Below are 23,083 nucleotides of genomic sequence, written 5' to 3'. Positions count from 1 at the left end.
CTACGCCGGGCGACAAACCGATGTCCGCGCCAACCCCTGCCACGCCACCCGCGCACGCCACCGGTCACGGCCGCCATGCCGTGCCCGGCCTGCGCGGCTTCATCGCCGACTGGGCCTCCGACCGCCAGGCCTTCCACGTCTCGTGGGGCAAGGCGATGATGTGGATCTTCCTGCTGTCGGACACCTTCATCTTCGGCTCGTTCCTGACCGGCTACATGACGGTGCGCGTGTCGACCACCGTGCCCTGGCCGAATCCGAGCGAGGTGTTCGCGCTGCATGTCGGCGGCGCCAACATCCCCTTGCTGCTGATCGCGATCATGACCTTCGTGCTGATCACCAGCAGCGGCACGATGGCGATGGCGGTCAACTACGCCTACGGCCGCGACAAGCGCACGGCCGCGATCCTGATGGTCGTCACCGCGGCTTTCGGCGCGCTCTTCGTCGGCATGCAGGCCTTCGAGTGGAGCAAGCTGATCTCCGAAGGCGTGCGGCCCTGGGGCAACCCGATGGGCGCCGCGCAGTTCGGCTCGGCCTTCTTCATGATCACCGGCTTCCACGGCCTGCACGTGACCGGCGGCGTGATCCTGCTGCTGCTGTTCGCACGCAAGCTGGTGCGCGGCGACTACGACCGCAAGGCCAACTACCAGATCGTCGAAGTGATCGGCCTGTACTGGCACTTCGTGGACCTGGTGTGGGTGTTCATCTTCGCGTTCTTCTATCTCTGGTGATCGGGGGGCACATGCACACCGAAACAACGAGCCCGGGCGCCGCGGCGCCCCAGGCCGCAGGCCATGCGACAGGCCACGCCGCAGGCCATGCAACAGGCCACGCCGCAGGCCATGCAACAGGCCACGCCGCAGGCCATGCAACAGGTCAGGCCGCAGGCCATGCCACACAACAGCACCCGATCGGGCTGTACCTGAAGATCTGGGCGCTGCTGTTCGTGCTCAGCGCCTTCTCGTACATGGTGGACTACTTCCACCTGCAGGGCCTGCTGCGCTGGGGACTGATCCTGCTGTTCATGATGCTGAAGGCCGGGCTGATCGTCGCGATCTTCATGCACATGGCCTGGGAACGCATGGCGCTGATCTGCGCGATCCTGCTGCCGCCCGGCGCCTTGCTGGTGCTGGTCGGCTTGATGGCCTCGGAAGGCGGCTACACGCACCTGTCGCGGCTGCTCTTCTTCCGCTGACCGCCCGATGGAGCAAAGCGCCGAACTCGCGACGCCCTCGCCGCTGCCCCGCACCCGGCAGCGCCGCCTCTGGCACCGCTATGTCGAGCTGACGAAGCCGCGCGTCGTCGCGCTGATGAGCTTCACGGTGCTGGTCGGCATGCTGCTCGCCACCAGCGGGCCGGTGCCGCTGCCGCTGTTCCTGTTCGGCACGCTGGGCGTCGCGCTGGTCGCCGGTTCGGCGGCGGCGATCAACCACCTGGTCGACCGGCGCATCGACGCGCTGATGGCGCGCACCCGGCTGCGGCCGCTGCCCAGCGGCGCGCTCGGCGCGGTCCAGGTGCTGGCTTTCGCCGCGGCAATAGGCGCGGCCGGCATGGCGCTGCTGCTGCATTTCACCAACCTGCTGTGCGCGCTGCTGACCTTCGCCTCGCTGCTCGGCTACGCGGTGGTCTACAGCCTGTACCTGAAACGCGCGACGCCGCAGAACATCGTCATCGGCGGCGCCGCCGGTGCCGCGCCGCCGCTGCTGGGCTGGGTCGCGGTGACGGGCCAGGTCGACCCGGGCGCGCTGGTGCTGTTCCTGATCATCCTGGTCTGGACGCCGCCGCACTTCTGGGCCCTGGCGATCCACCGCTGTGCCGACTACGCGAAGGCCGACATCCCGATGCTGCCGGTGGTGCACGGCATCCCGTTCACGCAGAAGCGCGTGCTGCAGTACACGATCGCGCTGCTGCCGCTCACTTTGCTGCCCAATGCGATCGGCATGAGCAGCTGGCTGTACCTGGCCGGCGCGCTGCCGCTGGGCCTGCGCTTCATCTGGCATGCGTGGGCGTTGAAGCGCGACGTGCGGCAGGCGATGCCGACCTTCCGCTTCTCGATCGTCCACCTGTTCGGCCTCTTCGGCCTGCTGCTCGCCGACCACTACCTGCTGCCGCTCTGAATGCATGATAGAAATACGCCGCCGCGGCGCACCGCGGCGGCGTTTGCACTTCAGCGGCCCATCACTTCCACGGTGTGCCCTGCAGCGCCGGGTCGTCGGTGACGCCGAGCAGCTGGGCGTTCTTCTTGCCGATCGTGCCCGGCGAGGCCAGCGCCGCGCTGCCGCAGTTGCCGTTCGCCGTTTTCAGGATCGACCACAGCATCGCCCCGTCGCGCGGATTGCGGTTAGGCGCGGTGCTGGTGATCACCGAGCCGACGTAACGCTCGACCGAGTACGGCTGGTTGATGTTCACGCCGTACGAGTTCTGCAGGTTCACCGAGCCGGTGCACTGTGCGTCGGCGTTGTTGATCACCAGGTTCGCGCCGGACCAGCCTTCGGGCGAGGTCTCCAGGCCGATCGAGACGATCGTGCTCGACGGGAACAGCGCGCGGTACTGACGCCAGGCGGTCGGCCCGTCGTAGTGCTCGAAGCGCGCGTCGTAGCTCATGATGTTCACGAGGTTGAACGAGGCGGCCAACGCCGGGTAGCTGCGCACCAGCTGGCGCTCCAGACCGGCCTTGCCGCCCCAGTACGACACCGGCAGGCCGCTGCATTGCGCATCGTTGATCGTCGCCGCGGTGCAATCGGCACCCGTCGACCATGCTGCAACGGACAGGATTCGCCCTCCACCCGCGATATCCACCGCGCGGCGCAGCGCCTTGACGGCCCCCGCGTAGCCGTCGAGCCCCTCGATCTCGTAGTCGACGTCGAGGCCGTCGAAGCCGAGCTCCGTCAGCATCGACGCCAAGGCGTTGATCGTCGGCCCGCTCCCGGCATGGCCCTCGGCCGCCAGTCCCGCCCAGTCGTTGTAGGTCGCGCCGCCGACGGCGAGCACCACCTTGATGTTGCGGGCATGCAGCACGTCGATCGCGCGCTTGATGTCGGACGGACGCGAGTTGAAGTCGATGCCGGTGCCTGACCAGCTGTTCGCCGCGAGGCCGCCCCACTGCGCATTCGGCCGCGCGAACGCGACCACGACGTGGGTGTAGTTGGCCGGGATGCGCGCCAGCTGGCTGGCGTTGAACACCGCGTTCAGGTCCTTGCCCGTGGCATCGAACCAGTTGTCGCTCCAGCTCGGGTAGTAGCCGGTGAAGGCGCGCGCCGACTGGTTGGCCGACCGCGCAGCAGGATCCGTCAGGCCGCCACTGGGTGGGGGCGGCGGCGGGGGCGGCGGCGGGGGCGGCGGCGGAGGCGGCCCGGGGGGCGGCGGAGGCGGGGGTGGCGGCGGAGGGGGCGGCGGAGGCGGGGGTGGCGGCGCAGTGCCCACGATCGTCCACGGTTGTCCGGACCCCGCCGCGCCGTTGTTGGTCGATGGGTTCTGACCCTGCGTCCACCAGTTGGCCCGGTAACTGACGCCGTTGACGCTGACGACGGCACCGCCGGAGTACGCGGTACTGGCATTCCAAGTGGTATTACCTGGAGGCGGTGCCGGCGGCGGCGGCGGCGGCGGCGGCGGGGGATTGGGTGACGGCGGCGGAGGTGGCGGTGGCGGCGGGCTTCCGGTGTCGGGCCCCTGGTCGGACCACAGCGACGGCACGGTCGGGTTCCAGCCGGTGCCGCTGTGGTCGGTCTGCGAGACCAGCGCCTTGTACAGGCGGCCGTTGTAGCTGACGATCGTGCCGGCGGCGTAGTAGGTGTCCGGCGCCCAGGCCGGATAGGCCGCGTGGCTGGCCGCGGCCGCGACCGTCAGCAGCGAGAGCGCAAAGAGCCTGCGCAGCCGTGGCAGCTGCGCCTTGTTCGAAGGCATGTGGCGGTACTCCCCTTGAAGTGGTCATCCCGATGCGCTCCCGCTTGCGCGGCAGCGCACGACAAGACGCCTTCCGGAGACATGCCCGGGGGCCGCGCAAGTGGTTACAACCACTTCAATGACCAGTAAGACGTCTTGAAATACCACTTTGCGTGAAGTGGGCTCACCGATCATCAGGGGAAACGCGCAGACGAACAAAACCCCTCCGGCCTTTCAGCTCGGAGGGGTTGACGCTCACTTCAGGCGCCAGCGAGTGGCGCGACGATGTACTGCCTCAGAACTTGTAGTTGGCGCCGAACAGCAGCGTGCGGCCCCACTTGATGTGCTCGAGCGGCCGGTCCTTGGTGCCGGCATAGGTCTGGTAGGCGTCGTCGTTCAGGTTGTTGACCTGGAACAGCAGGCCCAGTCCCTTGGCCGGCCCGTCCTGGAAGGTGTAGCCCAACTGCAGGTCGACGATGCTTTCGCCCACCACGTAGCGCAGCGTGCGGTTGCCGGCGAAGTTGCCGATCTCGCCGATGAAGTCCGAGCGCTTGCGCTGGCTGACCCGCGCTTCGAAGCCGGCGCGTTCGTAGTAGGCGGTCAGGTTGTAGACGCGCTTGGACAGGCCCGGCAAGGTGATGAACCCGCCGCCGACGCTGCTCTCGCTCTCCGGATCCTTGACCTGGATGTTGCTGCTGTTGAAGCTGGCGCTGGCGACGACGCCGAAGCCGTTCAGTGCCGGGGTGATCAGGTTCAGCGGCAAGGATGCCGACAGCTCGGCGCCCTTGAGCTTGCCGCCCTGGCCGTTGTACGGCGCGGTGTAGGTGCCGGTCGGCTTGGCCGGCGGGCAGGTGTCGCAGGCCTGGTAGCCGGCGATGAAGCGCGAGAAGTCGTAGCTGTGGTTGGCCTGCGTGTAGATGTAGCTGCGCAGGTCCTTGTAGAACGCCGCCGCCGCCACGTAGGCGCGGTTGCCGAAGTACTTCTCGTACGAGATGTCCAGCGCGTTCGCGCGCCACGGGTCGAGCCGCGCATTGCCGCCGGTGGCGCCCGGGTTGCCGGTGGCGCGGTCGATGCCGAACTCCAGCGACGCGCGCAGCTGGTCGACGCGCGGGCGCGCCATCTGGCGCGCGAGGGCCAGGCGCAGCGTCTGATCGCCACCGAGCGAGAACGCGAGGTTCAGGCTCGGCAGCACGTCGGTGACCGTCTTGCCGTCGTCGATCGGCTTCACCTGGCTGCCCGCCGGCGCGGAGTTGTCGAAGTAGCGTGCGGTGGACGATTGCTCGGTGCGCACCACCTGCAGGCCGAAGTTGCCGCGCACGGCCAAGCCGGCGAGCGTGCCGTCGATGTTGGCGCGCGCGAACGCGGTGGCCGTCTTCTCGTCGACGTTCCACGCCTTCGAGATCAGGTAGTTCTCGGTGTCGGTCGGGTTGAAGGTCATGTAGCGCGCGACCGCCCCCGGCACGTTCCACGACGGGATGTTGCCGAGGCCTGCGAAGCCGAGGTCGACCAGACCGTATTGCAGGTCGGATGCGATCGTCGTGTCGCCCTGCGCACCGACGTTGATGTTGCCCTCGGGCTGGCGCTTCTGCTTTGATCGGTCGGCGTAGTTGACGCCGACGTCGACATCCGAAACCAGGCCCACCATCGGCGACGCCAGCGGCAGGTTGGCGGTGAGCTTGACGCCGGTGAGCTCGTCCTCGACCTTCGGCACCTTGCCGTAGCCCGAGCCGTAGATCGTGCCGCGCAGGAACAGCTTGCTCGGATCGTCGTAGCGCAGCGCCGTCGTCATCTTGGAGAAGTCGCCGCTGTTGAAGGCGAGCTTCATCGTGTCGAAGTAGGTGCCGGCGGCCGGGTTCAGCTGGCTGTTGTTCTCCAGGCTCAGCTCGTCGCGCTTGGCCTTCGAGTAGTTGAGGTCGGCGACCACGCTCGCGCCGCCGTCGAAGCTGAAGCGGTTGTTCCAGCCCAGCGCATGGATCTTGTCCTCGCGCTTGTTGTACATGCCGCGCACCAGCGGGAAGACGTTGGTGATCGTGCCGCCGGTCTGCGTGTGGTTGTCGTTGACCGTCGTCTGCGTCCAGGTGCACGCGGGGCTGCACGGGAAGGCGCCGTTGTACTGCAGGTTCACCTCGAACTGGTTGGCCGTGTCCTCCTGCGTGGCCTTCGACGCGAACGCGTCGACGATGCTGACCCACGACTTCGACGGCCGGATCTCCAGCGTCGCCATCACGCCGTCGCGCTCGGTCTTGCCGGTGCGGCGCAGTGCCTTGATGCCGTCGGAGACGAACGTGCCGCTCGGCACGCCGGGGCGGTCGGCCACCTTCCACGGTTCGTACAGGCCGACCTGGTTCTCCTGCACCGGCGTTTCCTGGTGCGCAAAGCCGATGGCCAGGCCGACCTTCTTGTCGGCGAACTGGTCGATGTAGCTGGCACTGAAGCGGTTGCCGGTGGCCTTCGCGTTGGCCGCCGACCCGATCGAGTTGCGCTGGCCGCGCGCGTTCAGCGCGATCACGCGGTTGCTGAAGCTCAGCGGGCGCGCGGTCTGCATGTCGATGGTGCCCGACAGGCCCTGGCCGACCAGGCCGGCGTCCGGCGTCTTGTAGACCAGCACGCCGGACAACAGCTCCGACGGGTACTGGTCGAACTCGACGCTGCGGTTGTCGCCGGTGCTCACCAGCTCACGGCCGTTGAGCAGCGTGGTGGCGAAGTCCGGCGACAGGCCGCGCACGCTGATCACCTGCGCGCGCCCGCCGACACGCTGCGCCGACAGGCCGGGCAGGCGACCGATTGATTCGGCGATGCTGATGTCGGGCAGCTTGCCGATGTCCTCGGCCGACACCGACTCGACGATCGAGTCGGAGTTCTTCTTGACCGCGATGGCGCTCTCGATGCCGCGGCGGATGCCGGTCACCGTGACCGTCATGTTGTCGCCGGCCGGCGGCGTCGCCTGCTGCGCCTGCGCGGCGGCGGCCGCACACAGCAGCGCGGCGGCCACGGCCGAAGCGCTCAGGCCGGAGGACGGAAGGCGCGGCATGCCGCGCTGCTTGTCGATCGAACTCTTCACCGGATGTCTCCTTGCTACTCAACCCATCACCTGCCCGGCTTGCACTCGGACACGCCACCTGCCGCAGTGGCGGTCCGCACCGGGGACCCTCGTCGTCGGACGGATTTGTACCAAAACTACCTATTCAATCCGCCTTGTGTAAACCCTAGGTGTTGCGCTCGGGCCACCGCCTGTCGCTTGAAAAGCACCCTTGCTCAGAGGGAAATGAGACAGGCCCGTCGGACGTCGCCCTGCGACCGACGGGCCTGGTACTTGTAGTTGAACTACCGCTCCAAAGGCAAGATGCGTAGTGCCTAGGTTTCCAGCTGCTCGATCGCCAGCGCCGCACCGCTGAGCGCTGCCAGCGTGTCGGTGATCAGCGCGGTCGGGATCGGCTCGAGGTAGGCGCGGAAGCGCCCCTTGGCCTCGAAGCGCTCGCGAAAGCGCGATCCGAAGAAGCGCTCGCCGAGCCGCGGCACGATGCCGCCGCCGATGTAGACGCCACCGCGCGCGCCCAGCGTCAGCGCGACGTTGCCGGCAAAGCCGCCGAGCAGCGCGCAGAAGGCGTCGATGGTGCGTTCACACACGGCATCGCCGCCGGCCAGCGCCCGCTCGACGATGGCCTCGGCCGCCAGCGGCGCACCGGCAGGTTGGCCGAGCACCGCGGCGACCGCGTCATGCAGCTCCGGCAGCCCGATGCCCGACAGCAGGCGCTCGGCCGAGACGTGCTCGAATCGGCCGCGGACGTGCTGCAGCAGCGCACTCTCGAAGTCATCGGCCGGTGCCAGCGTCGCATGCCCGCCCTCGCCGGGCAGCGCGACCCAGCCAAGCGCCGTCTGCGTGACGCCGCCGACGCCGAGCCCGGTGCCGGGACCGATCACCGCCAGCGTGCCGCGCGGCTGCGGTTGCGGCGCGCCGAACACCCGCCACTGCGTCGGCCCCAGCCGCGGCAGCGACAAGGCCAGCGCCTCGAAGTCGTTCAGCAGCAGCAGCACGTCGAGCCCCAGCGCCGCCTGCAGCGCGGCGCGCGAGAAGCGCCAATGGCTGTTGGTCAGCATGACCTCGTCGCCATCGAGCGCCGTCGCCAGCGCGAAGGCAGCGCGGCGCGGCGGCCGATAAGCCGCGCCGAGCGCCTGCTGCACCAGCACCAGGTAGGCCTGGACGGCTTCAGCCGGCCCGGCGTAGTCGGCCGCCGCCAGCTTGTGGATCTGGTCGACTGCGCCGCCATCGTCCACCCAGCCGAAGCGGGCATTGGTTCCACCGATATCCGCCACCAGCCAGGGCCGGCCATTCGCCATACGGTCCTCGATCAAGCTCGACTCTCCCTCTCGTCCATGGGCGCGAAAGGTAGCAAAACTACATAATCAAGGCAAGTTCTATCTAACCCTACTACATTGGCGATCAGATCGCTCTGGCCGGCGGCAGCGCTCCCGCACAATACGCCGCCGCATTCGCCGCCCCCCGGCCGCCTCCGAAGGACCTCGTGAGCCGCTACGACAGCCCCCGCCTGATCGCCGACATCGGCGGCACCTACGCCCGCTTCGCGCTCGAGACGGCGCCCGGCCGCTTCGAGCAGGCGGCGTCGCTGCGCTGCGCCGAGCATGCAGACTTCCACGCCGCCGTCAGCGCCTACCTGAAGTCGCTGCCGGCCGAGCGCATCCAGCATGCCGCGGTGGCGATCGCCAACCCCGTCGAAGGCGACGAGGTGCGGATGACGAATTACCACTGGCAATTCTCGATCGAGCAGATGCGCGAGCGGCTCGGGCTGGAGACGCTGGTCGTCGTCAACGACTTCACCGCGCTGGCGATGGCCGTGCCGGGCCTGGCCGAGAGCGAGCGGCGCCAGGTCGGCGGCGGGCTGGCACGCGAAGGCAGCGTCATCGGCGTGCTGGGCGCCGGCTCAGGTCTCGGTGTCTCGGGGTTGATTCCGGCGCAGAACGGCTGGGTCGCGCTCGGCACCGAGGGCGGCCACACCAGCTTCGCGCCGCACGACGAGCGTGAGATCACGATCCTGCGTTTCGCCTGGCAGCAGTTCGAGCACGTGTCCTTCGAGCGGCTGCTGTCCGGCCCCGGCCTCGAGCTGATCTACCGCGCGCTCGCCGCCGATGCGGGCCGCAAGGACGGCACCCTGCCGGCGCCGGAGATCACGCACCGCGGCCTCGAAGGCAGCGATCCGCTCTGCGCCTCGGCGATCGAGGCCTTCTGCGCCATGCTCGGCACCGCGGCGGCCAACCTCGCGGTGACGCTGGGCGCACTGAGTGGCGTCTATATCGGCGGCGGCATCGTGCCGCGCCTGGGGGCGTATTTCGATCGCTCACCCTTTCGCCGCCGCTTCGAGGACAAGGGCCGCTTCAGCGACTACCTGCGCGGCATCCCGACCTACGTGATTACCGCCGACGACGCGACCTTCGCCGGCGCGTCGGCGATCCTGCAGGCGCAACTGCGCACGCTGGAGACGACGCCGAAGTCGGCGATCCTGGAGCAGATCCGGCGCGGGCTCGAGGCGCTGTCGCCGGCCGAGCGGCGCGTCGCCGAACACGTGCTCGAGCATCCGCGCTCGGCGCTGAACGACCCGATCGCCGACATCGCGCGCGCCGCCGCCGTCAGCCAGCCGACGGTGATCCGCTTCTGCCGCTCACTCGGCTGCGAAGGGCTGTCGGACTTCAAGCTGCGGCTCGCCTCGGGGCTCTCGGGCACGGTGCCGGTGACGCACACGCAGGTCACCGGCGACGACTCAACCGTCGAGCTGGGCGCCAAAGTACTCGGCAACACCGCGTCGGCGATCCTGCAGCTGCGCGACCAACTGAACCGCGACACGATCGAGCGCACGATCGAGCTGCTGAACGCCGCGCCGCGCGTCGACTTCCACGCCGTCGGCCACTACGGGCCGGTGGCGCTCGATGCGCAGTACAAGTTCATGCGCTTCGGCATCTCGAGCAATGCCTGCACCGATGCGCGGCTGATGGTGCTGGCCGCCGCGGTGCTGAAGCCGGGCGACGTCGCGGTGCTGATCAGCAGCACCGGCCGCATCGCCGAACTGCTCGAGGTTGCCGACACCGCGCGTGAACGCGGCGCGACGGTGGTGGCGATCACCGCCAGCCAGTCGCCGCTGGCCAAGAAGGCCGACATCGCGCTGATCGTCGACCACCCGGAGGACGTCACGACGCAGCTGCCGATGGTCAGCCGCGTGCTGCACCTGCTGGTGATCGACATCCTGGCGGTCGGCGTCTCGATGCGGCGCCAGGGCAGCGGCGACAGCACCGAGGCCGACGGCAGCGAGCGCCGCGCGCGCAAGGCCGCCGGCCCGCAGCGCACGCCCGGTGTCAGCGCCTCGCTGCCGTATGCGCGGCTGACTTCGCACAGCCGGCGCTGAAAGCGCGGCTTTCCCTTTCCACGCCCTTTTCCCGAGGAGGATTTGCCCATGTCCGGTCACGGTTTCCACGTCCACGGTCCGCACGACCACGAAGTCGAACATGCGGCGCAGCACGCCGACAAGGACAGCTTTTCCGGCCAGATCGCGGTGATGACAGCGATCCTGGCCACCGTCGGCGCGCTGTTCTCGTACATGGGCGGCGCGACACAGGCGAATGCGGGCCTGTTCAAGAACAACGCGGCGATCAAGAAGACCGAAGCGTCGAACCAGTGGAACTTCTACCAGGCCAAGAGCAGCAAACAGAACATGGCCGAGCTGGCGGTGGCGATCGTCGCCGACGACAGGAAGCCGGGTTACCAGCAGGAGGTCGAGCGCTACAAGAAGGAGAAGGCCGAGATCATGGTCGAGGCCAAGAAGCTCGAAGCCGAATCGACCGGCTGGGACCAGCGCTCCGATGCCGAGTTGCACCTGCATCACCGCTGGGCCCAGGCGACCACCGCGCTGCAGATCTCGATCGCGCTGGCGGCGATCGCGCTGCTGACGCGCCGCAAGTGGCTCGAGTGGGGCATGTTCGGCGTCGCCGGGCTCGGCCTGGTGCTCGGCGGCCTGGCGATCGCGCATATCTGACGCGGGCCCACGGCTATCACCCCGCTCGCACAGCAACGAAGGAGCAATAAGCGCCAGGGACCGCTCTGCTAGATTGGCCGCGTTCCGACATGTGAATGCCGGTGCACTCACGCCTGAATGCCGCCATGACAACAACAAGCCGTGCCGTTGGGTTTCTGTTGGCCGCGTGCGCTGTCGCGCTCGGCCTCGCCGCTTGCGGTGGCCAGGGCGCCGAAGCGCCCGCCGGTGCCTCAGCCGCCGGCTCGGCACCGGCCCGCCCGGCCACCACCGTCAGCGTCTTCGCGGTGCACAAGCGCGACGTGCCGGTGACCGTCGAAGCCGCCGGCACGGTCGTCGCGCTCGACACCGTCGACGTGCGGCCGCAGCTGTCCGGCACGATCGCCGAGGTGCTGGTGCGCGATGGCGAATTCGTGCGCCGCGGCCAGCCGCTGTTCCGGCTCGATCACCGCGCCGAACGCGCGAACCTCGACAAGGCGCGTGCCCAGCTGCTGCGCGACCAGGCGACGCTCGGTGACCTCGAGCGCCAGTGGAAGCGCGCGCAGGAGCTGCGCGATCAGAACTTCATCGCGCAGAGCGCTGCCGACACGACGCGGGCGAACTTCGAATCGCAGAAGGCCGCCGTCGCCGCCTCGCTGGCGGCCGTGCGCGCGGCCGATGTCGGCGTCGGCTTCGGCACCATCAGCGCGCCGCTGAGCGGCCGCGCCGGCGCCGTCAACGTGCACCGCGGCGCGCTGGTGCAGCCGGGCGGCGCGGTGCTGGTCAACATCAACCAGATCGATCCGATCGGCGTCAACTTCAACGTGCCCGAGGGCCAGCTCGCCGCGCTGCTGAAGGCCGCCGGCGGCGCCGCGCGTGACGATGGCGCCGAGGTCTCGGTGCTGGTGCCCGGTGCCGCGGATTCGGGCCGCGCCGCGGCCACGCCGCAGCGCGGCAAGGTGGTGTTCGTCGACAACGCGGTCGACACCACCACCGGCAGCATCCGCGTCAAGGCGGCGCTGCCGAATGCGCAGCAGCAGTTCTGGCCCGGCCAGTACGTCACCGTGCGCATGACCACGCGCACGATGGCGGGTGCGCTGGTGATCCCGCAGGCAGCGCTGATCATCCGCGGCAACGAGCGCTCGGTGTACGTCGTCAAGGCCGACGAGAGCGTCGAGATGCGGCCGGTGCAGACGCGCATGCCGGCCGGCGAGATGGTCGTCGTGGAAGGCTTGCAGGCGGGCGACAAGGTCGTCGTCGACGGCAAGCAGAACCTGCGGCCCGGCAGCAAGGTGCGCGCGACGCCGTACCAGGCCGCCGGTGGCGAGGCACGCGGCGCTGGCCGGCCGGGCCGCGGGGCCTCGGGTGCGCAAGGCGCCTCCGCGCCGGGTGCAACGGTGGCGCCGCCGGCGGCGGCAACCGGGGGGACCAGCCCATGAGCTTCACCGACCTCTTCATCCGCCGTCCGGTGATGACGGTGCTGCTGAACATTGCGGTCGTGATGGCCGGCCTGGTGGCACTGAAGGACATCCCGGTGGCCGCGCTGCCGCGCTACGACACGCCGGTGGTGCAGGTCAGTGCCAACCTGCCCGGCGCGTCGCCGGAGACGATGGCCAGCTCGGTCGCGCTGCCGCTGGAAAAGCAGTTCTCGACCATCGCCGGCCTGTCGACGATCAGCTCGACCAGCGCGCAAGGCAGCACCTCGATCACGCTGGAATTCGAGGCCTCGCGCAACATCGACGCCGCCGCGGTCGACGTGCAGGCCGCCCTCTTCCGCGCGCAGCGTTCGCTGCCCACGGAGATGACCAGCCCGCCCTCGTACCGCAAGGTCAACCCGGCCGACGCGCCGGTGCTGCTGGTGGCGCTGCAGTCGCCGTCGATGGGCATGGCCGAGCTCAACGAGTATGCGGAGAACCTGATCGCACCGACGCTGTCGACGATCACCGGGGTGGCCCAGGTAGCCATCTTTGGGCAGAAGCGCTATGCGGTGCGGATACGGGTGCGGCCGCAGGCACTGTCCGAACGCAACCTCGCGCTGGATGAATTGCGCGCCGCCGTCGCCGCCGCCAACCCCAACACCCCCGTCGGCGTGCTCGAAGGCCCGCAGCAGACGCTGACCGTGCAGGCCAATCGCCAGCTGGCCACCGCGGCCGAGTTCGGCAAGATCATCGTCGCCACGCGCGACGGCAATCCGGTGCGCCTGCGCGACGTCGCCGACGTGCAGGACAGCTTCGACACGCTGAAGAATTCGTCGACCTTCGCCGGCGAGCCGAGCGTGACGCTGGCGATCCAGCGCCAGCCCGATGCCAACACCGTGCAGGTCGTCGACCGCGTGCTGCAGACGCTGCCGCGCTTCCGGGAGCAGTTGCCCGACTCGGTGTCGATCTCCACGCTGAACGACCGCTCGAAGTCGATCCGCGAGGCGCTGCACGACGTCAACCTGACGCTGGTCGGCACCATCGTGCTGGTGGTGCTGGTGATCTTCCTGTTCCTGCGCCGCGCCGCGGCGACGCTGATCCCGGCGCTGTCGCTGCCGATCTCGCTGATCGGCGCGGTGTCGCTGCTGTATCCGCTCGGCTACAGCCTGAACAACATCTCGCTGCTGGGGCTGACGCTGGCCGTCGGCCTGGTCGTCGACGACGCGATCGTGATGCTCGAGAACATCGTGCGCCACATCGAGGCCGGCATGGCGCCGTTCCAGGCGGCGCTGAAGGGCGCGCGCGAGATGGCCTTCACGATCATGTCGATCTCGATCTCGCTGGTCGCGGTGCTGATCCCGATCTTCTTCATGCCGGGCGTGATCGGCCTGCTGTTCCACGAGTTCGCGGTCATCGTCGGGCTGTCGATCCTGGTCTCGGCGCTGGTCTCGCTGACCCTGGTGCCGATGCTGGCCAGCCGCTTCCTGCGCCACCACGAAGCGCACGAAGAGTCCGCCCTCGGCCGGACCTTCGAGCGCGGCTTCCTCGCGCTGCAGAACGGCTATGCCCGCACGCTGGACTGGTCGCTCGCGCACCGCTGGTTCATCGGCGCCATCGCCATCGCCAGCTTCGTGCTCACCGGCGTGCTGTTCGTGACGATCCCGAAGGGCTTCTTCCCCGAGGAGGACATCGGCCAGCTGCAGGTCACCGTCGAGGCTGGCGAGGACATCTCGTTCCCGGCGATGGAAGCGCTGACCGAGCGCGTCGGCACCATCCTGCGCGGCGACCCGGCGGTGGAGGCGGTCGGCACGCGCGTCGGCGGTGGCGGCTTCGGCGCCAATGCGCAGAACACCGGCCGCGCCTTCGTCTCGCTCAAAGCCCGCTCCGAACGTCCGGGCATGACGGAAGTCGTCGACCGCCTGCGGCGGCAGGTGCGCGCGGTGCCCGGCGTCGCGGTCTACATGCGGCCGGTGCAGAACCTGCAGCTCGGCGGGCGCGCGGGCAAGAGCCGCTACCAGTACACGCTGCAGAGCGTCAGCGCCGGTGCGCTGAACGACTGGGCCACGCGGCTGTCCGATCGCATGGGCCGCGACCCGCTGTTCCGCGATGTCACCAGCGATTCGCAGCTGCGCGGGCTGCAGGCCTCGCTGACGATCGACCGCGACCGCGCCGAGCTGCTCGGCGTCTCGATGGCCGACCTGCGCAGCACCCTCTACACCGCCTTCGGCGAACGCCAGGTGGCCACCATCTACGGCCCGGCCAACAGCTACCAGGTGATCATGGAAGCCGCCGAGGCCGATCGCCAGTTCGAGGACGCGTTCAGCCGGCTCTACATGCGCGGCAAGGGCGGCGCGCTGGTGCCGCTGTCGGCCTTTGCCAGCGTCGAGCGCACGATCGGGCCGACCGCCATCAATCACCAGGGGCAGCTGCAGGCGATCACGCTGGCGTTCAACCTGGCTCCCGGCGTCGCGCTGGGCGACGCCACCAAGCGGCTCGAAGGCTTCGTCACCGAGATGAAGCTGCCGCCGACCATCGTCACCAGCTACGGCGGCGACGCCGCGGTGTTCCAGGACACGCAGGGCGGCCAGGCGGTGCTGCTGATCGTCGCGGTGCTGGTGATCTACCTGCTGCTGGGCGTGCTCTACGAGAGCTACATCCATCCGCTGACGATCCTCGCCGGCCTGCCCTCGGCGGTGGTCGGCGCGCTGCTGACCTTGACGCTGTTCCGCATGGACCTGACGCTGATCGCCACGATCGGCATCCTGATGCTGATCGGCATCGTCAAGAAGAACGCGATCATGATGATCGACTTCGCGCTCGACGCGCAGCGCCACCAGGGCCTTCCGCCGCACGAGGCGATCCGCCAGGCCTGCCTGCTGCGGCTGCGGCCGATCATGATGACGACGCTGGCCGCGCTGATGGGCGCGCTGCCGATCGCACTCGGCATCGGTGCCGGCGCCGAGCTGCGCCAGCCGCTCGGCCTGGCGGTCGTGGGCGGGCTGATCGTCTCGCAGGCGGTGACGCTGTACATCACGCCGGTGATCTACCTCGCACTCGACCGCTGGAGCGGCAAGGGGCCGATCGTCGACGAGGCGGCATCCCCCGCCGCCACCGCACGCGCTTGAATCCGCGGCCCGGCGCCACCATCTGCAGCCGATGCTCGGACTCTGGCTGCTGGCGCTGCTGCACGTCTACATCGGCTGGCGCATCGCGCCGCAGCTGCCGGCGCCGCTGGCGGTCGCCGGCTTCGTCGCGCTGCTGCTGACCACCGCGTCGCTGATCCCGGTGGCCTTCGCCGGCCGGCGCGTGCGCGACCGCAGCGTGGCCGACCGCTGGACCTGGGTCGGCATGCTGGCGCTCGGCCTGTTCGCGATCCTGCTGGTGCTGACGCTGCTGCGCGACCTGGTGCTGCTGGCGGCCTGGCCCTTCGCGCTGCCGCCGCTCGCGGCGCCGACCGCAGTGGCGGTGCCGGTGCTGGCCGCGCTGGCGCTGGCCTGGGGGCTGGCCGGGGCGCGGCGCACGGCCCGAGTGCGTCACGTCGACGTGCCGATCGCCGGGCTGCCGGCGGCGCTGCACGGCTTCACGATCGCGCAGATCAGCGACATCCACGTCGGCCCGACCGTCAAGCGCGCCTACCTGCAGGCGATCGTCGACACCGTCAACCGCCTCGACGCCGATGCGGTGGCGATCACCGGCGACCTGGTCGACGGGCGCGTCGCCGATCTGCGCGACGACGTCGCGCCGCTGGCCGGCCTGCGCGCACGCGAAGGCGCCTTCTTCGTCACCGGCAACCACGAGTACTACAGCGGCGCGGACGAATGGATCGCGCAGCTGCGCACGCTCGGCCTGCGCGTGCTGAACAACGAACACGTGCTGATCGAGCGCGGCGACGCGCGCCTGGTGCTGGCCGGCGTGACCGACCACAGCGCCCACCACTTCGACCCCCGCGAGCGCAGCGACCCGCGGCGCGCGCTGGCCGGTGCGCCGGCCGACGCCGCCTTGCGCGTGCTGCTCGCCCACCAACCGCGCAGCGCGGCGGCCGCCGCCGAGGCCGGCTTCGACGCGCAGCTGTCCGGCCACACGCACGGCGGCCAGATCTGGCCCTTCAACTTCTTCGTGCCGCTGCAGCAGCCCTTCACCGCCGGGCTGCATCGGCTCGGCTCGATGTGGATCTACGTCAGCCGCGGCACCGGCTATTGGGGCCCGCCGCTGCGCCTGGGCGCGCCGTCGGAGATCACACGGCTGCGCTTCGTCGCCGCCTGATCCCGACCGCTGGCTCGGCCCCCGACAATGCGGGCTCATCCGAAGCCGAGGCCCGCTTGAAGATCGCCACCTGGAACGTCAATTCGCTCGCCGTCCGCCTGCCGCAGCTGCTGAGCTGGCTCGACACCGAAAAGCCCGACCTCGTCGTGCTGCAGGAAACCAAGCTCACCGACGACAAGTTCCCGCAGGCCGAGCTGAGCGAGGCCGGCTGGCACGCGCAGTGGTTCGGCCAGCGCACCTACAACGGCGTCGCGCTGCTGTCGCGCGGCCAGGCCGCCGAGGCGGTGATGCGCAACATCCCGGGTTTCGACGACGAGCAGGCGCGCTTGATCGCCGGCAGCGCGGCGGGCCTGCGCATCGTCGGCGCCTACTTTCCGAACGGCCAGGCGCCGGGCAGCGACAAGTTCGCCTACAAGATGCGCTGGCTCGACGCGCTGCGCGAGTGGCTGCGCGAGGAGCTCGAAGAGCACCCGAAGCTGGTGCTGCTCGGCGACTTCAACATCGCGCCCGCGGACTGCGACGTGCACGACCCGGTGCTCTGGGCCGGCCAGATCCACTGCACCGACGAGGAGCGCACCCACTTCCGCGCGCTGCTCGGGCTCGGCCTGCACGACGCGTTCCGCCTCTTCGAGCAGCCGCCGAAGCTGTGGAGCTGGTGGGATTACCGCAACCTGGCGTTCCGAAAGAATCAGGGATTGCGCATCGACCACATCCTGGTTAGCGAGGCGCTGAAACCGCGGGTCGTGGCCTGCCGCATCGACAAGCTGCCTCGGAAGAACGAGCGTCCGAGCGACCACGCGCCGGTGATCGTCGAGCTCGGCGGGTGAGCCGCGATACCCGAGCACCGGGGTAAGCGCCCTCCCCGTTTCCCCGGGGTACATGGCATCATCGCCGCCTCCTGCCGGTCCGGTCCACCGCCGGCCGCACGCAACCCACCGTCTGAAGAACACCGCCCGCGCAAGACCATGAGGGATGCATCGTCGAGCTACCTGACCGACGCGTTGATCGCGACGCAGGTTCATCCACCGCTGCCGACACCGCCGCGCCGCTTCCGGCTCAGCCCCTTGCACTGGCTGCGCACGCGGCTGTTCCCCCCGGACAGCGGCACGACGCTGGTGCCGGCCAGCTCGACGCTGCTGCCGACGCCGACAATCGTCGAGAGCCGCGGCCAGGCGCTGCGCACTGCGCACCGCTCGTTGCGCGCGCTGATGCGCGAGCGGCCGGGCCTGCGCCGGCTGATGCCGCACCTGGCGCACATCGAGCGCTCGCTGCGCCGGCATGGCTCGCGCGCACTGCTGCGGCTGTCGGTCAACGTGCTGCAGCGCGGGCTCGAGCAGCTGGAGCAGCTGCAGTCCGACGAGCCGCGTGATGCGCTGCGCGCGCTGCGAACGCGGCTGGTCGAGGCGATCGCGCTGCGCAACGTCGCCCGCAGCATCACCTCGCCGGCGCCGCTGGCCCCGATGGAGGTGATGGACGCCTCGCACTCGGAGTTCGACGAGGTCGAACGCAGCTGGACCGGATCGATGCCGCTGTCCAGCAAGGATTGGGACGACCCGCCCTCCCGCCTGTAGCCGGCGAGAGGGTCCGCCCTCAACGGTCGAGTCCCAGCTCCTGGATCTTGCGCGTGATCGTGTTGCGGCCGATGCCGAGCTTGTGCGCGGCCTCGATGCGGCGGCCGCGCGTGACGTCGAGCGCGGTCTGGATCAGCTGCGCCTCGAACTGGCGCGTCAGCGTTTCCCAGACTTCCGGGTCGCCGGTCTCGAGCAGGCGGCGCGCCTCGCGCTGCAGATCGAGCAGCCAGCCGCCGCCGGCGGCGGCCTGAACCACCGCCGAAGCCACCAGCCCCCCCAGCGGCGGCAGGCTCGGCGCGACGGCGCTCGGCGGTGCGATCGCCGTCGCCAGCGGCGCGATCGCCGACGCCGAGACGACGTCGCTGCCGGGCAGTGGCCGCGGCTCGCCGCCGAGCAGCTCGGGCGGCAGGTCCTTCGGCTCGATCACCTGCGCCGGCGCCATCACCGTCAGCCAATGGCAGACGTTCTCGAGCTGGCGCACGTTGCCGGGGAAGTCGAACGCCACCAGCCGCTCGAGCGCGGCATCGGTGATGCGCTTGGCTTCGACGCCGAGCTCCTTCGCGCTCTTGGCGAGGAAGAAGCGCGTCAGCGACGGCACGTCCTCGCGCCGCTCGCGCAGCGGCGGCAGGCGCAGCCGGATCACGTTCAGCCGGTGGAACAAGTCCTCGCGGAAGCCGCCTTCGCGCACGCGCTGCTCGAGGTTCTGGTGGGTCGCCGCGATGACGCGTACATTGGCCTTTAGCGGCTGGTGCCCGCCGACGCGGTAGAACTGCCCGTCCGACAGCACGCGCAACAGCCGCGTCTGCAGGTCGAACGGCATGTCGCCGATTTCGTCGAGGAACAGCGTGCCGCCGTCGGCCTGCTCGAAGCGGCCGCGGCGCATCGTCTGCGCGCCGGTGAAGGCGCCGCGCTCGTGGCCGAACAGCTCGCTCTCCAGCAGGTCCTTGGGGATCGCCGCAGTGTTGATGGCGATGAAGGGCCCGTTGGCGCCGGCATCGCCGCGCGGGCTGTGCTTGTGCAGCGCGCGCGCGACCAGCTCCTTGCCCGAGCCCGACTCGCCGGTGATCAGCACCGTGACGTTGCTCTGCGACAGCCGCCCGATCGCGCGGAACACGTCCTGCATCGCCGGCGCCTGGCCGAGCATCTCCGGCATCTCGGAGGCCGCGGCGTCGCGCACCTCCTCGCGCAGGCTTTCCTCGACGGCGCGGCGGATCAGCTCGATCGCCTTGGTCAGGTCGAAGGGCTTGGGCAGGTACTCGAAGGCACCGCCCTGGAAAGCCGAGACGGCGCTGTCCAGGTCGGAGTACGCGGTCATGATGATCACCGGCAGCCCGGGATGACGCTGCTTGACCTTGACCAGCAGGTCGATGCCCGAACCGCCGGGCATGCGGATGTCGCTGACCAGCACCTGCGGCTCGTCGTCGTCGAGCGCGAGCAGCACGTCGCGCGGGTTGGAGAAGCTGCGGACCGAGAACTGCTCGCGCTGCAGCGCCTTCTCGAGCACGAATCGGATGGATTGGTCGTCGTCAACGATCCAGATGGGTTTCATGCGGCGGCGGCCTGTCTTCCTCGATGCTGCATCCCCGACGTCAGGGCAGCGGTATCACGATCTTGAACACGGTCCGGCCCGGTTCGCTGTCGCATTCGATCAGTCCCAAGTGCTGCTGGACATAGGTTTGCGCCAGCGTGAGCCCGAGGCCCGAACCGCCTTCGCGCCCCGATACCAGCGGGTAGAAGATGCGATCGCGGATGTCCTCGGGCACGCCCGGTCCGTTGTCCTCGATATGCAATTCCAATGCCAGTCGAAAACGCTGCTTGCCGATCGTGACCTGGCGCGCGACGCGCGTGCGCAGCACGATGCGCGCATCGCCGGCGCCGATGCGCTCGCCGAGCGCCAGCGCGGCGTTCTGCGCGATGTTCAGCACCGCCTGGATCAGCTGCTCGCGGTCGCCGCGGAAGTCGGGGATCGAGGTGTCGTAGTCGCGCTTGAGCGCCAGGCCCTGCGGGAACTCGGCCAGGATCAGCGCGCGCACGCGCTCGCAGACCTCGTGGATGTTGACGTCGACGACCACGTGCGGCCGGCGGTGCGGCGCCAGCAGCCGGTCGACCAGCGCCTGCAGGCGGTCGGCCTCGTTGATGATGACGCTGGTGTACTCGGTGAGCTCCCGCGAGTTGAGCTCCATCTGCAGCAGCTGCGCCGCGCCGCGGATGCCGCCGAGCGGGTTCTTGATCTCGTGCGCCAGGTTGCGGATCAGCTCCTTGTTGGCCTGCACCTGGCCGATCGCGCGTTCCTCGCGGTCCTGCCGGGTCTGCTGCTCGATCTCCAGCATTTCGATCAGCACGCGGTCGCTGCGCTGCTCGATCTGCGTGACGATCACGTGCACCGGCAGCAGATCGTTGGCGGCCAGATGCGCGCGGCGCAGCGTGCCGTCGAAGCGGCCGGTGGCGATCTCGTTGCGCAGCACGGCGGTCAGCGTCTCGCGCAGCTGCGGTGATTCGACGAACCAGTCGAACAGGCTGGTGCGCAGCAAGGCCTTGCGCGACAGCCCGGAGACGGTCTCGAGCATCGCGTTGACGTACAGCGGCCGGCCGTTGTCGCCGACGATCGCGACCATCGTCGCGAGCAGGTCGAGCGCCTCGTAGCGCGCGGCGTCGCCGGACCCGGACTCGGCGCCCGGGCTCATGCGGCCCCCTTGGCGCTGCGCGCCGTCCCCCCAAGGGGGAGTTCGCCCTTGGGGCGGCCCGGCGGGCTCACTGCAGCTTCGCCAGCTCGCGCTTCAACGCCGCCACGTCGCTTTCGCTGCGCGTGATGCTGGCCTTCAGCCCGGCGACGCGGTCGAGGTAGGTCTGGTAGTTGCGCTCGTTGCCCTGACGCTCGGGCTCACCGTTGTTGTATTCGCGCTTGAGGGTGGCGAGCTTGTCTTCCTCGCGCTTCAACTCGCCTTCGAGGATGCGGCGGGCGTCGCTGTCGCGCTGGCGCTGCGCGGTCGGGTCGACCTTGCTGTCTCCGGGGCGTGAGGCGCCTGCGTTGGCCGGCGGGGCCGGGCGCGCCTTGGGCATCTGCACGATCGTGATCGGCGTGCCTTCGATCAGCTTGCAGCCGCGCTCGTTGGCTTCCTTGACGGTCAGCGCGTCGGTGTAGAGCACCGGCGGGCCGGGGCAGCGGTAGACCGCGGCCGATCCGCCTTGCTGAGGCGGGGGCGTGGATGCACTCGGGGTCTGGGCGTGTGCGGCCGAACACGCGGCCAGCAGCATCCCGATGTCGAACAGCCTGCGTTTCATGGCTCGTCTCCGGTCTGCACGGCATTGTCCCCCAGCAAAGTAAAAGGGGCGGCTTGCCGCCGCCCCTTTCCAACGCATCACCTCGAAAGGTGATTACAGGCTGTAGTACATGTCGAACTCGAGCGGATGCGTGGTCATGCGGAAGCGGGTCACTTCCTGCATCTTCAGCTCGATGTAGGCGTCCAGGTACGCATCGGTGAACACGCCGCCCTTGGTCAGGAACGCGCGGTCCTTGTCCAGGTACTCGAGCGCCTGGTCGAGGCTGTGGCAGACGGTCGGGATCTTCGCGTCTTCTTCCGGCGGCAGGTGGTACAGATCCTTCGTGGCGGCTTCGCCCGGATGGATCTTGTTCTCGACGCCGTCGAGGCCGGCCATCAGCATCGCGGCGAAGGCGAGGTACGGGTTGCAGGTCGGGTCCGGGAAGCGCACTTCGATGCGGCGGCCCTTCGGGTTCGCGACATACGGAATGCGGATCGACGCCGAGCGGTTGCGCGCCGAGTAGGCCAGCTTCACCGGGGCTTCGAAGCCGGGCACCAGGCGCTTGTAGCTGTTGGTGCCGGGGTTGGTGATGGCGTTCAGCGCGCGGGCGTGCTTGATGATGCCGCCGATGTAGTACAGCGCGAAGTCCGACAGGCCGCCGTAGCCGTCGCCGGAGAACAGGTTCTTGCCGTCCTTCCACACCGACTGGTGCACGTGCATGCCGCTGCCGTTGTCGCCGACGACGGGCTTGGGCATGAAGGTCGCGGTCTTGCCATAGGCGTGCGCGACGTTGTGGATCACGTACTTCTGCAGCATCAGCCAGTCGGCGCGCTCGACCAGCGTCGAGAACTTGGTGCCGATCTCGCACTGGCCCGGGGCCGCGACTTCGTGATGGTGGACTTCGACCGGGATGCCCAGCTGCTCGAGGATCAGGCACATCTCCGAGCGCATGTCCTGGAAGCTGTCGACCGGCGGCACCGGGAAGTAGCCGCCCTTGACGGCCGGACGGTGGCCCATGTTGCCGCCTTCGAAGGTGGCGCCGGTGGACCAGGGCGCCTCTTCGGAGGTGATCTTGTAGGAAGCGCCGCTCATGTCGACGTTCCACTGCACCTGGTCGAAGATGAAGAACTCGGGCTCGGGGCCGAAGAAGGCGGCGTCGCCGATGCCGGAGGACTTCAGGTACGCCTCGGCGCGCTTGGCCAGCGAGCGCGGATCACGCTCGTAGGGCTTGCCGTCGCCCGGCTCGAGCACGTCGCACGACAGGATCAGCGTCGGCTCTTCGAAGAACGGGTCGACGTTGGCGGTGTTCGGATCCGGCATCAGCAGCATGTCCGATGCTTCGATGCCCTTCCAGCCGGCGATCGACGAACCGTCGAAGGCATGACCCGACGCGAACTTGTCTTCATCGAAATGCGACACCGGCACGGTCACATGTTGTTCCTTGCCGCGGGTGTCGGTGAAACGGAAGTCGACGAACTTGACTTCGTTTTCCTTCACCATCGACATCACGTCGGCGACGGTCTTGGCCATCAGAGGGTTCTCCTAGCAGAACGCGTGTAGGGGGAATGAATGGTGCGATTCTTCTTGGCGAGGGGATTGCCCCCTCAAAGACGCACTGGAATGTAGCAGAAAGCATGCCGGGCTCAGGGTGATCCCTCGCTCCGGGCGTCAGCCT

At 69.2% G+C, this 23,083-nt stretch carries 17 protein-coding genes; 10 read left to right on the top strand and 7 right to left on the bottom strand.

Going from position 1 to position 23,083, the window contains the following annotated elements:
* The first annotated feature begins 20 nt into the window (after nucleotides 1-20).
* The 3 genes from HLB44_RS15130 (at nucleotide 21) to cyoE (ending at nucleotide 2,114) form a co-directional block, all read left to right on the top strand.
* Entirely contained in the window at nucleotides 21-728 is a 708-nt protein-coding gene (locus tag HLB44_RS15130; RefSeq protein WP_173123867.1) for a heme-copper oxidase subunit III family protein, read from the top strand.
* 179 nt (nucleotides 729-907) lie between these two features.
* On the top strand, nucleotides 908-1,192 hold the full coding sequence (locus HLB44_RS37260; RefSeq protein WP_343051346.1) for a cytochrome C oxidase subunit IV family protein: 285 nt from the start codon (nucleotides 908-910) through the stop codon (nucleotides 1,190-1,192).
* Between the two features lie 7 nt (nucleotides 1,193-1,199).
* Nucleotides 1,200-2,114, top strand: a complete 915-nt coding sequence (gene cyoE, locus HLB44_RS15120; RefSeq protein ID WP_173123864.1) for a heme o synthase — start codon at nucleotides 1,200-1,202, stop codon at nucleotides 2,112-2,114.
* 61 nt (nucleotides 2,115-2,175) lie between these two features.
* On the opposite strand, the gene HLB44_RS15115 is transcribed toward cyoE, so the two are convergent.
* The 3 genes from HLB44_RS15115 to glk all read right to left on the bottom strand — a co-directional run bounded on the left by HLB44_RS15115 (nucleotide 2,176) and on the right by glk (nucleotide 8,232).
* On the bottom strand, nucleotides 2,176-3,900 hold the full coding sequence (locus tag HLB44_RS15115) for a carbohydrate-binding protein (protein ID WP_173123862.1): 1,725 nt from the start codon (nucleotides 3,898-3,900) through the stop codon (nucleotides 2,176-2,178).
* 274 nt (nucleotides 3,901-4,174) lie between these two features.
* Nucleotides 4,175-6,940, bottom strand: a complete 2,766-nt coding sequence (locus HLB44_RS15110; protein ID WP_343051336.1) for a TonB-dependent receptor — start codon at nucleotides 6,938-6,940, stop codon at nucleotides 4,175-4,177.
* 293 nt (nucleotides 6,941-7,233) lie between these two features.
* Entirely contained in the window at nucleotides 7,234-8,232 is a 999-nt protein-coding gene (gene glk, locus HLB44_RS15105; protein WP_246312266.1) for a glucokinase, read from the bottom strand.
* 170 nt (nucleotides 8,233-8,402) lie between these two features.
* Here glk and HLB44_RS15100 point away from each other — a divergent pair, with 170 nt between their 5' ends.
* The 7 genes from HLB44_RS15100 (at nucleotide 8,403) to HLB44_RS15070 (ending at nucleotide 18,147) form a co-directional block, all read left to right on the top strand.
* The gene (locus HLB44_RS15100; protein ID WP_173123860.1) at nucleotides 8,403-10,292 is read left to right on the top strand and encodes a glucokinase; all 1,890 of its coding nucleotides are present in this window, start codon (nucleotides 8,403-8,405) and stop codon (nucleotides 10,290-10,292) included.
* Nucleotides 10,293-10,340: 48 nt separating this feature from the next.
* Entirely contained in the window at nucleotides 10,341-10,919 is a 579-nt protein-coding gene (locus HLB44_RS15095) for a DUF4337 domain-containing protein (protein WP_173123858.1), read from the top strand.
* A gap of 158 nt (nucleotides 10,920-11,077) precedes the next feature.
* Nucleotides 11,078-12,334, top strand: coding sequence for an efflux RND transporter periplasmic adaptor subunit (locus HLB44_RS15090; protein ID WP_173123857.1), 1,257 nt, complete (start codon nucleotides 11,078-11,080; stop codon nucleotides 12,332-12,334).
* Nucleotides 12,331-15,438: an efflux RND transporter permease subunit gene (locus HLB44_RS15085; protein WP_173123855.1), complete on the top strand. Its 3,108-nt coding sequence runs from the start codon at nucleotides 12,331-12,333 to the stop codon at nucleotides 15,436-15,438. The genes HLB44_RS15090 and HLB44_RS15085 overlap by 4 nt, the downstream gene beginning before the upstream one ends.
* A 31-nt stretch (nucleotides 15,439-15,469) precedes the next feature.
* The gene (locus tag HLB44_RS15080; RefSeq protein ID WP_173123853.1) at nucleotides 15,470-16,576 is read left to right on the top strand and encodes a metallophosphoesterase; all 1,107 of its coding nucleotides are present in this window, start codon (nucleotides 15,470-15,472) and stop codon (nucleotides 16,574-16,576) included.
* Between the two features lie 56 nt (nucleotides 16,577-16,632).
* Nucleotides 16,633-17,403, top strand: coding sequence for an exodeoxyribonuclease III (xth, locus tag HLB44_RS15075; protein ID WP_173123851.1), 771 nt, complete (start codon nucleotides 16,633-16,635; stop codon nucleotides 17,401-17,403).
* Between the two features lie 138 nt (nucleotides 17,404-17,541).
* Complete coding sequence (locus HLB44_RS15070; protein WP_173123849.1) at nucleotides 17,542-18,147, top strand: hypothetical protein; 606 nt, start codon at nucleotides 17,542-17,544, stop codon at nucleotides 18,145-18,147.
* Between the two features lie 19 nt (nucleotides 18,148-18,166).
* Here the strand turns inward: HLB44_RS15070 and ntrC are convergent, their stop codons facing one another.
* The 4 genes from ntrC to glnA form a co-directional block, all read right to left on the bottom strand.
* Entirely contained in the window at nucleotides 18,167-19,696 is a 1,530-nt protein-coding gene (gene ntrC / locus HLB44_RS15065) for a nitrogen regulation protein NR(I) (protein ID WP_173123847.1), read from the bottom strand.
* Between the two features lie 40 nt (nucleotides 19,697-19,736).
* Nucleotides 19,737-20,831, bottom strand: a complete 1,095-nt coding sequence (glnL, locus tag HLB44_RS15060) for a nitrogen regulation protein NR(II) (protein WP_173123845.1) — start codon at nucleotides 20,829-20,831, stop codon at nucleotides 19,737-19,739.
* 67 nt (nucleotides 20,832-20,898) lie between these two features.
* Complete coding sequence (locus tag HLB44_RS15055; RefSeq protein WP_246312265.1) at nucleotides 20,899-21,429, bottom strand: hypothetical protein; 531 nt, start codon at nucleotides 21,427-21,429, stop codon at nucleotides 20,899-20,901.
* A 93-nt stretch (nucleotides 21,430-21,522) separates the two neighbouring features.
* Nucleotides 21,523-22,938, bottom strand: coding sequence for a type I glutamate--ammonia ligase (gene glnA, locus HLB44_RS15050; protein ID WP_173123843.1), 1,416 nt, complete (start codon nucleotides 22,936-22,938; stop codon nucleotides 21,523-21,525).
* Between the last annotated feature and the right edge of the window lie 145 nt (nucleotides 22,939-23,083).

The organism is Pseudaquabacterium terrae (genome assembly GCF_013266755.1).
Classification (GTDB): domain Bacteria; phylum Pseudomonadota; class Gammaproteobacteria; order Burkholderiales; family Burkholderiaceae_C; genus Pseudaquabacterium; species Pseudaquabacterium terrae.
This window is presented reverse-complemented; position numbering and strand designations above follow the sequence as displayed.

Coding starts and splice junctions, on each gene's coding strand:
- HLB44_RS15085 (WP_173123855.1), top strand. CDS start 12,331: ATGAGCTTCACCGACCTCTTCATCCGCCGTCCGGTGATGACGGTGCTG.
- ntrC (WP_173123847.1), bottom strand. CDS start 19,696: ATGAAACCCATCTGGATCGTTGACGACGACCAATCCATCCGATTCGTG.
- glnL (WP_173123845.1), bottom strand. CDS start 20,831: ATGAGCCCGGGCGCCGAGTCCGGGTCCGGCGACGCCGCGCGCTACGAG.
- HLB44_RS15070 (WP_173123849.1), top strand. CDS start 17,542: ATGAGGGATGCATCGTCGAGCTACCTGACCGACGCGTTGATCGCGACG.
- glnA (WP_173123843.1), bottom strand. CDS start 22,938: ATGGCCAAGACCGTCGCCGACGTGATGTCGATGGTGAAGGAAAACGAA.
- HLB44_RS15080 (WP_173123853.1), top strand. CDS start 15,470: ATGCTCGGACTCTGGCTGCTGGCGCTGCTGCACGTCTACATCGGCTGG.
- HLB44_RS15095 (WP_173123858.1), top strand. CDS start 10,341: ATGTCCGGTCACGGTTTCCACGTCCACGGTCCGCACGACCACGAAGTC.
- HLB44_RS15055 (WP_246312265.1), bottom strand. CDS start 21,429: ATGAAACGCAGGCTGTTCGACATCGGGATGCTGCTGGCCGCGTGTTCG.
- HLB44_RS15130 (WP_173123867.1), top strand. CDS start 21: ATGTCCGCGCCAACCCCTGCCACGCCACCCGCGCACGCCACCGGTCAC.
- HLB44_RS15115 (WP_173123862.1), bottom strand. CDS start 3,900: ATGCCTTCGAACAAGGCGCAGCTGCCACGGCTGCGCAGGCTCTTTGCG.
- cyoE (WP_173123864.1), top strand. CDS start 1,200: ATGGAGCAAAGCGCCGAACTCGCGACGCCCTCGCCGCTGCCCCGCACC.